Raw genomic sequence first — 15619 nt, 5'->3', positions numbered from 1 at the left:
CGTCGGGCCCGCGCGGCGAGGGCGTCTGGCTTCGATGCCAGAATGGAAGGCTTCGCCCCCTCCGCTCGGCGCACCGGCCGACCTGCCCATGATCATCGCCAGCCTGCTCGACACCGATCTGTACAAGTTCACGATGATGCAGGTCGTGCTGCACCAGTTCCCTGGCGCGCATGCCGAGTACCGCTTCAAGTGCCGCAACCCGGGCGTGGCGCTGGCGCCGTACGCCGACGAGATCCGGCGCGAGATCGAGGGCCTGTGCAGCCTGCGCTTCACCGAGGCTGAGCTGGACTACCTGCGCTCGATGCGCTTCATCAAGAGCGACTTCGTCGATTTCCTGGGCCTGTTCCAGCTCAACGCCAAGAACATCCGCGTCACCGAGCTGCCCTCCGGCGAGATCGACATCGCGATCCAGGGGCCGTGGCTGCACACCATCCTGTTCGAGATCCCGGTGCTGGCCATAGTCAACGAGGTCTACTTCCGCAATACCCGGCCGGGCGCCAGCCTGGAGGGCGGCCGCCAGCGGCTGGCCACCAAGATCGCGCAGCTGCAGGGCGCCGACCTGGAGACGCTCAAGATCGCCGACTACGGCACCCGCCGCCGCTTCAGCCGCGCCTGGCACGGCGAGCTGCTGCGCACCCTGGCGGAGCAGCTCGGCACCGGTCCGCAGGGCCAGCTGGCCGGCACCAGCAACGTCCTGCTGGCGATGCAGCTGGGCATCACGCCCCTCGGCACCATGGCCCACGAATACCTGCAGGCCTGCCAGGCCCTCGGCCCGCGGCTGCGCGACAGCCAGGTGTTCGGCTTCGAGACCTGGGCCAAGGAATACCGTGGCGACCTGGGCATCGCACTGTCGGACGTCTACGGCATGAGCGCCTTCCTGCGCGACTTCGACATGTACTTCTGCAAGCTGTTCGACGGCGCTCGCCACGACAGCGGCGACCCGTTCGCCTGGGGCGAGCGGCTGATCGAGCATTACCGCCAGAACCGGGTCGATCCGCGCACCAAGACGCTGATCTTCAGCGACAGCCTGACGGTGCCGCGCACCATCGAGCTGTTCCGCCAGTTCCGCGGCCGCTGCCAGCTGGCCTTCGGCATCGGCACCAACCTGACCAACGACCTGGGCGATCCGCCCGACCACGTGCCGCTGCAGATCGTCATCAAGATGGTGCGCTGCAACGGCCAGCCGGTGGCCAAGATCTCCGACACGCCGGGCAAGGGCATGTGCGACGACGAGAAGTACCTCGCCTACCTGCGCCAGGTGTTCGAGATCCCCGAGCCCGACGTGGCAGGCGCCTGACCGACGTGGCGGGTGCTATGTTTTCGATAGCTGGTGGTCGGCGTGCTGCGCCGGCTGCAGGCACTTTTTGCTTGAAGAAGGGTGCGCGGGTGCTGGCAGCGGCCTGCGCGGGGCTGGTGGTGCCGGCGGTCTCGTCGGCGGCCGAGATCGACGGCGCTGCGCTCTCGCTCTGGTGGGCTGCGCCCTTCGCCGCGCTGCTGCTGTCGATCGCGCTGGTGCCGCTGGGGGCGCCCGGTTTCTGGCACCACCACTTCGGCAAGGTGTCGGCCGGCTGGGCGCTGCTGTTCTTCGTGCCGTTCGCGGCGGTCTTCGGGCCGGCCGCGGCGGGCGTGCAGCTGTTGCACGCGCTGCTGGCCGAGTACATCCCGTTCATCCTGCTGCTGACCGCGCTCTTCACCGTGGCGGGCGGCATCCACATCCGCGGCAACCTGCGCGGCAGCCCCGGGCTCAACACCGGCATCCTGGCCCTCGGCGCGGTGCTGGCCAGCATCATGGGCACGACCGGCGCCTCGATGCTGCTGCTGCGGCCCTTCGTCCGCGCCAACGACGACCGGCGCCACCGGGTGCACGGCATCGTGTTCTTCATCTTCATCGTCTCCAACGCCGGCGGCGCGCTCACGCCGCTGGGCGATCCGCCGCTGTTCCTGGGTTTCCTGAAGGGCGTCGATTTCTTCTGGACGCTGCGCCACATCGGCGGGCAGACGCTGTTCGTGGTGGCGGTGCTGCTGGCGCTGCACTACGCCATCGACCGCTGGTTCTACCGCCGCGAAGGCGTGCTGCCCCACGACCCGACGCCCGACACCGGGCGCCTGGGCATCGACGGCGGCGCCAACCTGGGCCTGCTGGCGGCCGTCGTCGGCCTCGTGCTGATGAGCGGCGCCTGGAAGTCGCCGGTGGTGTTCGACGTGTTCGGCACGCCGGTGGGGCTGCCGGGGCTGTTGCGCGACGTGGGCCTGGTGGTGGTGGCGCTCGTCTCGCTGGCGATCACGCCGGCCCGGGTGCATGCCGACAACCGCTTCGACTGGGCGCCGATGACCGAGGTGGCCAAACTCTTCGCCGGCATCTTCCTGACCATCGTGCCGGTGATCGCGATGCTGCGCGCCGGCGCCGACGGGCCCTTTGGCGCGGTGGTGGCGGCCGTCACCCGGGCCGACGGCACGCCCCATCCGGCGATGTACTTCTGGGCGACCGGCGTGCTCAGCTCCTTCCTCGACAACGCGCCGACCTACCTGGTGTTCTTCAACACCGCCGGCGGCGACCCGGCCGTGCTGATGACCACGCTGGCGCCGACGCTGGCCGCCATCTCGGCGGGCGCGGTGTTCATGGGCGCCGTCACCTACATCGGCAACGCGCCCAACCTGATGGTCAAGGCGATCGCCGAGAGCCGCGGCATCCGCATGCCCGGCTTCTTCGGCTACATGGGCTGGTCGTGCGCCGTCCTGATGCCGCTCTTCGCCCTGGTCACGCTGATCTGGTACGCATAACAACCCCTAGGAGACCACCATGTCCAAGCCCGCCATCCTCGTCTCCCGCGCACTGTTTCCCGAGACCATCGAACGGCTGCAGCAGCACTTCGAGGTGGAGCACAACCAGGCCGACGCGGTCTGGGACGCCGCCGCCCTCAAGGCGCGCCTGCAGGGCAAACACGGAGTGCTGACCACCGGCAGCGAGCGGATCGACGCGGCGCTGCTGGCCGACTGCCCCGACCTGCGCATCTGCGCCAACATGGCGGTGGGCTACAACAACTTCGACGTCGACGCGATGACCGCCGCCGGCGTGCAGGGCACGAATGCGCCCGACGTGCTGACCGACACCACCGCCGACTTCGGCTTCGCCCTGCTGATGGCCACCGCCCGGCGCATCACCGAGAGCGAGCATTTCCTGCGCCGCGGCGAATGGAAGCGCTGGCGCTACGACATGTTCTCCGGCGCCGAGGTGCACGGCAGCACCCTCGGCATCCTGGGCATGGGGCGCATCGGGCAGGGCATCGCCAAACGCGGCGCGCACGGCTTCGGCATGAACGTGGTCTACCACAACCGCTCGCAGCTCACGCCCGCGCTGGAGGCCGAATGCAAGGCCCGCTACGTCGGCAAGGACGAACTGTTGAAGACCGCCGACCACCTGGTGCTGGTGCTGCCCTACAGCGCCGCGTCGCACCACGCCATCGGCGCGGCCGAGCTGGCGCAGATGAAGCCGACCGCCACCCTGGTCAACATCGCCCGTGGCGGCATCGTCGACGACGTGGCGCTGGCCGCGGCCTTGCGCGAAGGCCGCATCGCCGCCGCGGGGCTCGACGTGTTCGAGGGCGAGCCCACGGTGCACCCCGACCTGCTCGCGCTGCAGAACGTGGTGCTTACCCCGCACATCGCCAGCGCCACCACCGGCACCCGCCGCGCGATGGCCGCGCTGGCGGCCGACAACCTGATCGCCTTCTTCGACGGCCGCGGGCCGCTGACGCCGGTCAACACCGTGGTTCGCACAGGAGCCTGACCCCCAGTGCCTACAGGAGACCTGAACTGGGCCGGATGGGCCCTGCTGGCGGCTGCGGCGGCCAGCGTCCTGATGCTGCTGCTCCTGTTGCTGCGCCGCCCCGGCGGCGACACAGCCGATACCCACGATGCGATCGACGCCGCCAACGCCCGCGCCGAGCGCAGCGAGCGCGCCCTGCGGCAGGAGCTGTCCGACCAGTCCCGCCAGGCGCGCCAGGAGCTGGCCCAGGCTTTCGCCACCTTCACCCAGACGCTCACCCGGCAGGGGGCCGAGGCCGGGCGCACCCAGAGTGCACAGATGGATGCCTTCGCCCAGCAGCTTTCCCTGCTGCAGAAGACGCTGGCCGACACGCTCAGCACCCAGCTGCAGGGCGTATCCGAAGCCAACGCCCGCCGCATGGCCGAGGTGCGCGCCACGCTGGAGGCGCAGCTGGCCCAGCTGCAGGCCAGCAACGCCGCCAAGTTGGACGAGATGCGCCACACCGTCGACGAGAAGCTCCAGGCCACGCTGGAGGCCCGCCTGGGCGAGAGCTTCCGCCAGGTGGCCGACCGGCTGGAGCAGGTGCACAAGGGCCTGGGCGAGATGCAGACGCTGGCCCAGGGCGTGGGCGATCTGAAGCACCTGCTGACCAACGTCAAGACCCGTGGCATCTTCGGCGAGGCGCAGCTGGCCTCGCTGCTGGAGCAGGTGCTGTCGGTGGACCAGTACGCGGCCCAGGTGGTGACCCGGCCCGGCACCCGCAACACGGTCGACTTCGCGATCCGCCTGCCGGGGCGCAGCGCCGACGGTGTGCCGGTGTGGCTGCCGATCGACGCCAAGTTCCCCAACGAGGACTATGCCCGCCTGCTCGACGCCCAGCAGCGCGCCGATCCGGTGGCGGCCGACCTGGCCGCGCGCGGCCTGGAGGCGCGCATCCGCCTGGAGGCACGCGGCATCGCCGAGAAATACGTCGAGCCGCCGCACACCACCGATTTCGCGATCCTGTTCCTGCCGACCGAAGGGCTCTTCGCCGAGGTGCTGCGCCGGCCCGGCCTGGTCGAGGCGCTGCAGCGCGAGTACCGCATCACCCTGGCCGGGCCCACCACTCTGCTGGCGATGCTCAATTCTCTGCAGATGGGCTTTCGCACTCTGGCGCTGGAGCGGCGCAGCAGCGAGGTGTGGCAGGTGCTGGGCGCCGTCAAGACCGAGTTCCAGAAGTTCGGCGACGTGCTCTCCAAGGTGAAGGAGCAGACCCAGACGGTGCTCAACACCCTCGACCGCGCCCAGACCCGCAGCAACGTGATGCGCCGCGCGCTGCGCGACGTCGAGGCGCTGCCCGAGCCGCAGGCGCAGGGCCTACTGCCGACGGGCGCGGCCGACGCGGTGCCCGACGAAGACCCGCCGCCGCTGCCCGGCGCACCGGGCCGGGGGCGGCCGTGAACCCGGCGCTGGCCCGCCTCATCGGCGCGCAGGTCTGCCTGCATGCCGCGATGGCGGGCACCCGGCTGGTCGCGCCCCTGCTGGCGCTGCAGCAGGGCTACAGCGCCGCGGCGGTGGGCCTGCTGCTGGCGCTGTTCGCGCTCAGCCAGGTGTTCCTGGCGCTGCCCGCCGGCCGGTTCGCCGACCGGCACGGCCTGCGCCGGCCGATCGGGTACTCGGTGATCGCCGCCACCCTGGGCGTGGGCCTGGCGGCCGTCTGGCCGGGCTATCCGATGCTCTGCGTGGCCGCATTGCTGACCGGCGCCGGCACCGGTGCCACCGTGATCGCGCTGCAGCGGCACGTGGGCCGCGCGGCCGAGAGCGTCACCCAGCTGAAGCAGGTGTTCAGCTGGCTCGGCATCGCGCCGGCCATCGCCAACTTCATCGGCCCGTTCGCGGCCGGCCTGCTGATCGACTACGCCGGCTACCGGCCCGCGCTGGCCCTGCTGGCCTGCCTGCCATTGCTCTGCTGGCACCTGGTGCGCCGCACGCAGGAGCTGCCGCCGGTGGTGATGGCCCCCACCGACGGCCCGCGGCCCCGCGCCTGGGACCTGCTGCGCGAGACGGCGTTCCGCCGGCTGCTCTTCGTCAACTGGCTGCAGTCCTCCAGCTGGGACGTGCACGCCTTCGTGCTGCCGATCCTGGGGCACGAGCGCGGTTTCAGCGCATCGACCATCGGCACGCTGCTGGGTGTCTTCGCCATCGCCGCTGCGGGGGTGCGGCTGGTGCTGCCGCTGGTGGCGGCGCGGGTGCAGGAGTGGGCGGTGATCGCCGCCTCGATCGTCTGCACCGCGGCCATCTTCGCGGTGTATCCGCTGCTGTCGTCGCCGTGGTCGATGGGGGGGTTGTCGGCGCTGCTGGGCATCGCGCTCGGCGCGGTGCAGCCGATGGTCATGAGCAAGCTGCACCAGGTGACGCCGCACGCCCGCCACGGCGAGGCACTGGGCCTGCGGCTGATGACGATCAACGCGTCCAGCGTGGCGATGCCGATCCTGTTCGGCGCCGCGGGCGCGGTGGTGGGCATCGCCGGCGTGTTCTGGATCGTGGGCGTGGTGATCGCCGCCGGCGCGCCGGTCGCCTGGAGGTTGAAGTAAACCCCCAGGCTTGCCCACTGCGTGTGGCCGCCAACCCCCTTGCAGGGGGCGTCGCCTGCGGCCCGGCGAAGCCGGTTCCGTGGCGACCCTGATAGGGGAGCGGGAGCCGGCGCGGTGCCCGTCGCCCCGCGCTGGTGCGGCTTCCAATTTAGTTGACACCTAAACTAATTGGCCGTAGATTGGCGGTTTTCCCAGTCCCTGGAGGACCGTCGGCCATGAAGATCGTCTGTATCGGTGGAGGCCCGTCGGGCCTGTATTTCGCGCTCCTGATGAAGCTGCAGAACCCGGACCACGAGATCCGGGTGGTGGAGCGCAACCGGCCCTACGACACCTTCGGCTGGGGTGTGGTGTTCTCCGACCAGACGCTGGGAAACCTGCAGGCGGCCGACCCGGTCACCGCGGCGCAGGTCCTCGACGCGTTCAACCACTGGGACGACATCGAGGTGCACATCCAGGGCCACAGCGTGCGCTCGGGCGGCCACGGCTTCTGCGGCATCGGCAGGAAGCGCCTGCTCAACATCCTGCAGGCGCGCTGCGAGCAGCTGGGCGTGGAGCTGGTTTTCGAGACCGACGTGCAGGACGACACCGCCTATGCCGACGCCGACCTGGTCATCGCCGCCGACGGCCTCAACAGCCGCATCCGCGCCAAGTACGCCGCCACCTACCAGCCTGACATCGACCTGCGGCTGTGCCGCTTCGTCTGGCTCGGCACCCGCAAGCTGTTCGACGCCTTCACCTTCGCCTTCGCCAAGACCGAGCACGGCTGGTTCCAGGCCCATGCCTACCGCTTCGACGACAGCACCTCCACCTTCATCGTCGAAGCGCCCGAGGACGTGTGGCGCGCCGCCGGCCTCGAGACGATGGAGAAGGAAGACGCGATCGCCTTCTGCGAGCAGCTCTTCGCCGACCAGCTCGACGGCCACCCGCTGATCTCCAACGCCAGCCACCTGCGCGGCTCGGCCCAGTGGATCCGTTTCCCGCGGGTGGTCTGCCGCCACTGGGTGCACCACAACGGCCATGCGCCGGTGGTGCTGATGGGCGACGCGGCCCACACCGCGCACTTCTCGATCGGCTCGGGCACCAAGCTGGCGCTGGAGGATGCGATCGAGCTGGCCCGCTGCATCGGCCGCCAGCCGGGCGACTTGACGGCCGCGCTGGCCGACTACGAGGCGGTGCGCAGCATCGAGGTGCTGCGCATCCAGAACGCGGCCCGCAACTCGACCGAGTGGTTCGAGAACGTCGACCGCTACGCCAGCCTGCCGCCCGAGCAGTTCGCCTATTCGCTGCTGACCCGCAGCCAGCGCATCAGCCACGAGAACCTGCGGCTGCGCGACAAGGGCTACGTGGAGCGCTACGAGGACTGGATCGCGGAGCGCGCAGGCCTGCAGCGCGGCGCCACCCAGCGCGCGGTGCCGCCGATGTTCACCCCGTTCACCCTGCGCGGCGTGACGCTGAAGAACCGGGTCGTCGTCTCGCCGATGGCGCAGTACTCTTGCGTCGACGGGCTGCCGGCCGACTTCCACCTGATGCACCTGGGCGCCCGCGCCATGGGCGGTGCGGGCCTGGTCTTCGCCGAGATGACCTGCCCCTCGCCCGACGCCCGGATCACGCCCGGCTGCCCGGGGCTGTGGAACGCGGCCCAGCGCGACGGCTGGAAGCGCATCGTCGATTTCGCGCATGCCAACAGCACCGCGAAGATGGCACTGCAGCTCGGCCACGCCGGCGCCAAGGGCGCGACGCGCTTGGCCTGGGACGGCATCGACCAGCCGCTGCCCGAGGCCGACCGCTGGCGGCTGCTGTCGGCCTCGCCGCAGCAGTACCTCGACGGGGTGAGCGACTGGTCGCACGCGATGACCCGCGAGGACATGGACCGCGTCCAGGCCGAATTCGTGCAATCGACCCGCTGGGCCGACGAGGCGGGCTTCGACTGGCTGGAGTTCCACTGCGCGCACGGCTACCTGTTCAGCAGCTTCATCTCGCCGCTGACCAACCAGCGCACCGACGACTACGGCGGCTCGCTGGAGAACCGGCTGCGCTACCCGCTGGAGGTGTTCGCCGCGATGCGCGCCGCCTGGCCGGAGCACAAGCCGATGTCGGTCCGCATCTCGGCGCACGACTGGGTCGAGGGCGGCATCACGCCCGACGACGCGGTGCGGATCGCCCGCGCCTTCAAGGCGGCCGGCGCCGACATGATCGACTGCTCGTCCGGCCAGGTCAGCAAGAAGGAAAAGCCGGTCTACGGCCGGATGTTCCAGACGCCGTTCTCCGACCGGGTGCGCAACGAGGCGGGCATCGCGACCATCGCGGTCGGCGCGATCTCCGAGGCCGACCATGTCAACAGCATCGTCGCCGCCGGCCGGGCCGACCTGTGCGCCGTGGCGCGTCCGCACCTGGCCAACCCGGCGTGGACCCTGAACGAAGCGGCGCGCATCGGTTATTTCGACGTGGCATGGCCGAAGCAGTACCAGGCCGGCAAGGTGCAGCTGGAGCGCAACCTGGAGCGCGAGCGCACCGTCGCGGCGCAGGCCGCCGCGATGTCGCCGCTGCAACGCGCCCAGCAGGCGGAGGCGGGCTGACATGGCACACCTGCAAGGCCGCCACGCGGTCATCACCGGCGCAGCGCGCGGCATCGGCGCGGCGATCGCCGAGCGGCTGGCGGCCGAGGGCGCGGTGCTCACGCTGCTGGGCCGCAACCTCGACACGCTGCAGGCGCTGGCGGCCCGGCTGCCGGCATCGGCCCAGGCATTGCCGGTCGCCTGCGACATCACCTCCGCCGACAGCGTGGCCCAGGCCTTTGCCGCTGCGCGGGCCGCGGCCGGCCCGGTCGCGGTCCTGGTCAACAACGCCGGGCAGGCCGAGAGCGTGCCCTTCCACCGGATGGACGCAGCCCATTGGCAGCGCATGCTGGCGGTGAACCTGACGGGCACCTTCACCTGCACCCAGGCCGCACTGCCCGACCTGCTCGCAGCGGGCGCGGGCCGCATCGTCAACGTCGCGAGCACGGCGGGCCTGCGCGGCTACGCCTACGTGGCGGCCTACGCCGCGGCCAAGCACGGCGTGATCGGGCTGACCCGCTCGCTGGCGCTGGAACTGGCGGCCAAGGGCATCACCGTCAACGCGGTCTGCCCGGGCTATACCGACACCGACATCGTGCGCGACAGCGTGGCCCGCGTCGCCTCCAAGACCGGCCGCAGCACGGCCGAGGCGCAGGCGGAGTTCGTGCGCGGCAACCCGCAGGGCCGGCTGGTGTCGCCCGCCGAGGTGGCCGACACGGTTGCCTGGCTGTGCGGCGACGGCGCGGCCGCGGTCACCGGGCAGTCGATTTCCGTTTCCGGCGGCGAGGTGATGTGATGGCCCGCACCACGAAATTGCAGCTGGTTCCGGTGCTCGACGACGAGCGCATCGGCCACGAGGCGCGCGCCGTTGCCGACGACCACATCGACCTGAAGATCTGGCTGCGCCTGCTGGCCTGCAGTACCCAGATCGAGCAGCAGATCCGCCAGCACCTGCGGGCGCGTTTCGCCACCACGCTGCCGCGCTTCGACTACCTGGCCCAGCTGGAGCGCCACCCCGACGGGCTGCGGATGAACGCGCTCTCGCGCTACCTGATGGTCACCGGCGGCAACATCACCGGCCTGACCGACCAGCTGGAGAAGGAAGGCCTGGTGACCCGGGTGGACGACCCGGAAGACCGCCGCTCCTGGCGCGTGGCGCTCACACCGAAAGGCCGCATCGAATTCGCCGCCATGGCCGCCGAGCACGAGACCTGGCTCACCGCCATGTTCCAGGGCCTGGGCACCGGCGACAAGGAACTGCTCTACGGCCAGCTGGGCCGGCTGCGGGTGCACCTGGCGCAGCACCAAGCCGACCTCGCGGCAGAGCCCGTCGCCGCACCGACCGCCGCCACCGCAGCGAAGAAGAAGACCGCATCCCCCCGCAGGAGACCCGCCCCATGACCGACCGCACCGACCCGGCCCTCGTCGCCGGCAACCGCCAGACGCTGGCCGATTACGCCGCCACCCATTTCCTGTGGCAGGTGGAGGCGGGCGTGGGCACCGTCACCCTGAACCGGCCCGAGCGCAAGAACCCGCTCACCTTCGATTCGTACGCCGAGTTGCGCGACCTGTTCCACCGGCTGCGCTACGCGACCGACGTGCACGTGGTGGTGCTCCAGGGCGCCGGCGGCAACTTCTGCTCGGGCGGCGACGTGCACGAGATCATCGGCCCGCTGGTGCAGCTCAAGGCGCCCGAACTGCTGATGTTCACCCGCATGACCGGCGCGCTGGTGTCGGAGATGCGGCACTGCCCGCAGCCGATCGTAGCGGCCATCGACGGCGTCTGCGCCGGGGCCGGCGCGATCCTGGCGATGGCGTCGGACCTGCGGCTGGGCACGGCCCGCAGCAAGACCGCGTTCCTCTTCAACCGCGTCGGCCTCGCCGGCTGCGACATGGGCGCGTGCGCCATCCTGCCGCGCATCGTGGGCCAGGGCCGCGCGTCGGAACTGCTCTACACCGGCCGTTCGCTGCCCGGCGACGAGGCGGAGCGCTGGGGTTTCCTCAACCGGCTTTGCGAGCCCGACGCACTGACGGCCGAGGCGCAGAAGCTGGCCCGCGACATCGCCGACGGCCCCACCTTCGCCAACGGCATCACCAAGACGATGCTGCACCAGGAATGGGCCATGACGGTGGACCAGGCCATCGAGGCCGAAGCCCAGGCCCAGGCGCTGTGCATGCTGACCGGCGACTTCGAGCGGGCCTACCGCGCCTTCGTGGACAAACGCCGGCCGGTGTTCGAAGGCAACTGAGTGCGCTGCGCGAAGGCGCGCTGTGCAGCGCTGGAGATGCTGCAAACCGTCGTCGTGCCGCACCGCACTTCGGCTTTTCCGCCGCGGCGCCTCACAGGCTCTCAACCCGTTTGCTATCGAATGTATAGCTAGAGGCCGGCGCCATTCGCCGGCCGTGGCCTCTTTTCTTATAGATCGCCGCCGGCATGTGCGGCTGCGCAGGAGACCTTCATGAGCGACATCCGCTACCTCGACTGGCCCTTCTTCGACGACCGCCACCGCGACCTGGCCCGCCGCCTCGACGCCTGGGCCGCCGAACACATCGCCGAGGCCCACGGCCGCGACGTGGACGAGGCCTGCCGCGCCCTGGTGCGCAGCCTGGGCGGGGCCGGGTGGCTGCAGCACGCGGTCGCGGCGCAGGCCGGCGATGCGATCGACACCCGGGCCATCTGCCTGATCCGCGAGACCCTGGCGCGCCACGCGGGCTTGGCCGATTTCGCGTTCGCGATGCAGGGCCTGGGCTCCGGCGCGATCTCGCTGGCCGGCAACGACGACCAGCGCGCCCGCTACCTGGGCCGGGTGGCGGGCGGCGAAGCGATCGCGGCCTTCGCGCTGTCCGAGCCCGAAGCCGGCTCCGACGTCGCCGCGATGGCCTGCGCCGCGCGGGAGGAGGGCGGCGACTACGTCCTCGACGGCGAGAAGACCTGGATCTCCAACGGCGGCATCGCCGATTTCTATGTCGTCTTCGCCCGCACCGGCGAGGCGCCGGGCGCCCGCGGCATCAGCGCCTTCATCGTCGATGCCGACACCCCGGGCTTCGCGATCGCCGAGCGCATCGAGGTGATCGCGCCGCATCCGCTGGCCCGGCTGCGCTTCACCGGCTGCCGCATTCCGGCCGCTCAGCGCATCGGCTCCGCCGGCGAAGGCTTCAAGATCGCGATGCGCACGCTCGACGTGTTCCGCACCTCTGTCGCGGCCGCGGCGCTGGGCTTCGCCCGCCGGGCGCTCGACGAGGCGATGGCCCGCGCCACCGGGCGCCGCATGTTCGGCGGCGTGCTGGCCGACTTCCAGCTGACGCAGTCCAAGCTCGCCCAGATGGCCACCATGATCGACAGCGCCGCGCTGCTCACCTACCGCGCCGCCTGGATGCGCGACCAGGGCCACAACGTGACCCGCGAAGCCGCCATGGCCAAGCTCACCGCCACCGAGAACGCGCAGCAGGTGATCGACATGGCAGTGCAGATGTGGGGCGGCCTGGGCGTGGTGAGCGAACAGCCGGTCGAGCGCCTCTACCGCGAGATCCGCTCGCTGCGCATCTACGAGGGCGCCACCGAGGTGCAGCAACTGATCATCGCGCGCGATCTGCTCAAGGAATGGAAGGGCGCCGCACTGACCTCTGCATAGGACACCAGCTCTGCAGTCGGCGCGGTTCCTTTCAGGACCACCGCGGAACCGGCTTCGCCGGGCCGCTGGTGGTGCCCCCTGCAAGGGGGTTGGCGGCCACACGCAGTGGGCAAGCCTGGGGGTGTGCTTCAAGTTAGGGTGATCCCGCTGGCCCGCCAATTGCTTTAGCTCTAAAGTAATTCATGGTTTTGGACGCATCGCACCAAAAGGGGTTTCTCGCATGGCCAGCGCACACACCGACACTTTCGCCCGCGACCGGCTGCCGCCGGCCGAGGCGCAGCCCGCGTACCTTTTCGAACTGCCCGAACTGCAGTTCCCCGAGCGCCTGAACTGCGCCACCGCGCTGCTCGACGACGCGGTGGCCCGGGGCTGGGGCGACCGGCTCTGCGTGCAGGGCGCCGGCCTGCGCTGGACCTATGCCGACCTGCTGGCCCAGTCCAACCGCATCGCCCAGGTGCTGGTGCAGCGCATGGGCCTGGTGCCCGGCAACCGGGTGCTGCTGCGGGCGCCCAACACGCCGATGCTGGCGGCCTGCTGGTTCGCCGTCGTCAAGGCCGGCGGCATCGCGGTGGCGACGATGCCGCTGCTGCGCGCCAAGGAGCTGCAGGCGATCGTCGACAAGGGCCAGGTCAGCCACGCGCTGTGCGACCTGCGGCTGGCCGACGAACTGCGCGCCGCGGCGCTGGAATGCCCGGTGCTGCGGCAGGTGTGCTGCTTCAATGATCCTTCCGCCGAAGGGCTGGAGGCCGCGATGGCCGCGCAGCCCGCCACCTTCGACAACGTGGACACCGCGGCCGACGACACCTGCATCCTGGCCTTCACCTCGGGCACCACCGGCGTGCCCAAGGCGACAATGCATTTCCACCGCGACGTGATGGCGATCTGCGCCTGCTGGCCGGGCCATGTGCTCAAGCCGGCGGCCGACGACGTGTTCATCGGCAGCCCGCCAATGGCCTTCACCTTCGGGCTCGGCGGCCTGCTGCTGTTCCCGATGGCGGTCGGGGCATCGACCGTGCTGCTGGAAAAAGCCTCGCCCGCGCAACTGCTCGACGGCATCCGCGACTTCGGCGCCACGGTGCTCTTCACCGCGCCCACCTCCTACCGCACGCTGGCCGCGCACGGCGACGCGATCCGCGTCGGCACGCTGCGGCGCTGCGTCTCGGCCGGCGAGGCGCTGCCGGCGGCCACCCGCGCGCTGTGGAAGCAGGCGACCGGCATCGAACTGATCGACGGCATCGGCGCCACCGAGATGCTGCACATCTTCATCTCGGCCGACGAATCCGCCGCCCGCCCCGGCGCCACCGGCGTGCCGGTGCCGGGCTACCGCGCCCGGGTGGTCGATGCGGACGGCAACCCGGTGCCGCCCAACACCGTCGGCCGCCTGGCGGTGCAGGGACCGACCGGCTGCCGCTACCTCGACGACGCGCGGCAGTCGCAGTACGTGAAGGACGGCTGGAACCTGACCGGCGACGCCTACCTGGTGGACGACGACGGCTACTTCCACTACCAGTCGCGCACCGACGACATGATCATCTCGGCCGGCTACAACATCGCCTCGCCCGAGGTGGAAGAGGCGCTGCTGCAGCACCCGGCGGTCGCCGAATGCGGCGTGATCGGCGTGCCCGACGAGGAGCGCGGCCAGATCGTCAAGGCCTTCGTGGTGCTGCGGCCCGGGCAGGAGCCCGGCCCGGCCACGGTGCGCACGCTGCAGGACTTCGTCAAGCAGACGGTGGCCCCGTACAAATACCCCCGTGCCGTCGAGTTCGTGGTGGCCCTGCCGCGCACCGAAACGGGCAAACTCCAGCGCTTCCGGCTGGGCCGCAGCGATGCGCCCGCGGTCCCCTGAATCTCTTCGCCCCGCAAACCCTCCCTCCGTCTCCACCGACAGAAAGCCTGCCCCATGAAGACTCTTTCCGCTTCTCCGCTCAAGCCCCTGGTCCTGGCCGCGCTCGCCGCGGTCGCCATGTCCGCCCAGGCCGCCGACGCGGTCAAGGTCGGTTTGCTCAGCACGCTGTCGGGCCCCGGCGCCGGCCTCGGCATCGACATCCGCGACGGCTTCCAATTGGCGGTCAAGCACGGCGGCGGCAAGCTCGGCGGCCTGCCCGCCGAGGTGGTGGTGGCCGACGACCAGCAGAGCCCCGACGTGGCCCGCCAGACGGCCGACCGGCTGATCAAGCGCGACAAGGTCGACTTCATGACCGGCGTGGTGTTCTCCAACGTGATGCTGGCGGTGGGCGCGCCCACCTTCGCCGCCAAGACCTTCTACATCAGCGCCAACGCCGGCCCGTCGCAGTACGCGGGCGACCAGTGCAACCCGTACTTCTTCAGCGCCAGCTACCAGAACGACAACCTGCACGAAGCGGTCGGCAAGACGGTGGAAGACAAGGGCTTCAAGCGCGTCGCGCTGCTCGCCCCCAACTATCCCGCCGGCAAGGATGCGCTGGCCGGCTTCAAGCGCTTCTACAAGGGCGAGGTGGCGCTCGAGAGCTACACCCCGCTCAACCAGCTCGACTACGGCGCCGAGATCGCCAAGATGCGCGCGGCCAAGCCGGATGCCGTCTACATCTTCCTGCCGGGCGGCCTGGGCATCAACTTCATCAAGCAGTTCGTGGGCTCGGGTTTGTCCAAGGACATGACCCTCTTCGGCCCCGGCTTCTCGGCCGACGAGGACGTGATCAAGGCGGTGGGCGAGCCGATGCTCGGCATGTTCAACAGCTCGCTCTGGGCGCACGACCTGGACAACGCGGCCAACAAGAAGTTCGTCGCCGACTTCCAGAAGGAGTTCGGCCGCCTACCCACGCTGTACGCGGCGCAGGGCTACGACGCGGCCCGCCTGATCGACGGCGCGGTGCGCGACGTGAAGGGCAAGCTCGACGACAAGGCCGCGGTGCGCAAGGCGCTCGAAGCCGCACGTTTCGAATCGGTGCGCGGCGCGTTCAAGTTCAACACCAACCACTTCCCGATCCAGGACTACTACCTGCGCGTGATCACCAAGGACACCCAGGGCCGGGTGACCAACCGCACGCTGGGCACCGTGTTCAAGAACCACGCCGACGCGTATGTCGGCAGCTGCAAGATGCCGGCGGTATGACC

The 15619-nt window shown here is 70.5% G+C and carries 12 protein-coding genes; all 12 read left to right on the top strand.

What is annotated here, in order from left to right; all coding sequences use genetic code 11:
- Positions 1–88 precede the first annotated feature (88 nt).
- The 12 genes from pncB to ASE76_RS02050 all read left to right on the top strand — a co-directional run bounded on the left by pncB (position 89) and on the right by ASE76_RS02050 (position 15617).
- The gene (gene pncB, locus ASE76_RS02105) at positions 89–1297 is read left to right on the top strand and encodes a nicotinate phosphoribosyltransferase (RefSeq protein ID WP_055833967.1); all 1209 of its coding nucleotides are present in this window, start codon (positions 89–91) and stop codon (positions 1295–1297) included.
- Between the two features lie 17 nt (positions 1298–1314).
- A complete protein-coding gene (locus ASE76_RS02100; RefSeq protein ID WP_082447850.1) occupies positions 1315–2781 on the top strand; it encodes a sodium:proton antiporter in 1467 nt (488 codons plus the stop codon).
- Between the two features lie 19 nt (positions 2782–2800).
- Positions 2801–3787, top strand: coding sequence for a D-glycerate dehydrogenase (locus tag ASE76_RS02095; RefSeq protein ID WP_055833959.1), 987 nt, complete (start codon positions 2801–2803; stop codon positions 3785–3787).
- Between the two features lie 72 nt (positions 3788–3859).
- Entirely contained in the window at positions 3860–5206 is a 1347-nt protein-coding gene (gene rmuC, locus ASE76_RS02090) for a DNA recombination protein RmuC (RefSeq protein ID WP_055833955.1), read from the top strand.
- Positions 5203–6339 carry an MFS transporter gene (locus ASE76_RS02085; protein WP_082447849.1) on the top strand — a complete coding sequence of 379 codons (1137 nt, stop codon included), beginning with the start codon at positions 5203–5205 and terminating at the stop codon, positions 6337–6339. Before rmuC ends, ASE76_RS02085 begins: the two co-directional genes overlap by 4 nt.
- A 215-nt stretch (positions 6340–6554) precedes the next feature.
- Positions 6555–8915: a bifunctional salicylyl-CoA 5-hydroxylase/oxidoreductase gene (locus ASE76_RS02080; protein ID WP_055833952.1), complete on the top strand. Its 2361-nt coding sequence runs from the start codon at positions 6555–6557 to the stop codon at positions 8913–8915.
- 1 nt (position 8916) lies between these two features.
- Positions 8917–9690 carry an SDR family NAD(P)-dependent oxidoreductase gene (locus tag ASE76_RS02075; RefSeq protein WP_055833949.1) on the top strand — a complete coding sequence of 258 codons (774 nt, stop codon included), beginning with the start codon at positions 8917–8919 and terminating at the stop codon, positions 9688–9690.
- On the top strand, positions 9690–10295 hold the full coding sequence (locus tag ASE76_RS02070) for a MarR family winged helix-turn-helix transcriptional regulator (RefSeq protein WP_055833945.1): 606 nt from the start codon (positions 9690–9692) through the stop codon (positions 10293–10295). The genes ASE76_RS02075 and ASE76_RS02070 overlap by 1 nt, the downstream gene beginning before the upstream one ends.
- Positions 10292–11143: an enoyl-CoA hydratase family protein gene (locus tag ASE76_RS02065; protein WP_055833942.1), complete on the top strand. Its 852-nt coding sequence runs from the start codon at positions 10292–10294 to the stop codon at positions 11141–11143. The genes ASE76_RS02070 and ASE76_RS02065 overlap by 4 nt, the downstream gene beginning before the upstream one ends.
- A 210-nt stretch (positions 11144–11353) precedes the next feature.
- Entirely contained in the window at positions 11354–12526 is a 1173-nt protein-coding gene (locus tag ASE76_RS02060; RefSeq protein WP_055833939.1) for an acyl-CoA dehydrogenase family protein, read from the top strand.
- Positions 12527–12746: 220 nt separating this feature from the next.
- Positions 12747–14372, top strand: a complete 1626-nt coding sequence (locus ASE76_RS02055) for an AMP-binding protein (RefSeq protein ID WP_055833935.1) — start codon at positions 12747–12749, stop codon at positions 14370–14372.
- A gap of 54 nt (positions 14373–14426) precedes the next feature.
- Positions 14427–15617, top strand: coding sequence for an ABC transporter substrate-binding protein (locus tag ASE76_RS02050; RefSeq protein WP_055833932.1), 1191 nt, complete (start codon positions 14427–14429; stop codon positions 15615–15617).
- Positions 15618–15619: the final 2 nt, after the last annotated feature.

This window comes from Xylophilus sp. Leaf220, assembly GCF_001421705.1.
Lineage (GTDB): Bacteria > Pseudomonadota > Gammaproteobacteria > Burkholderiales > Burkholderiaceae_C > Xylophilus.
Note: the sequence above shows the minus strand (reverse complement) of the source record. Positions and strands in the feature narration are given on the sequence as shown.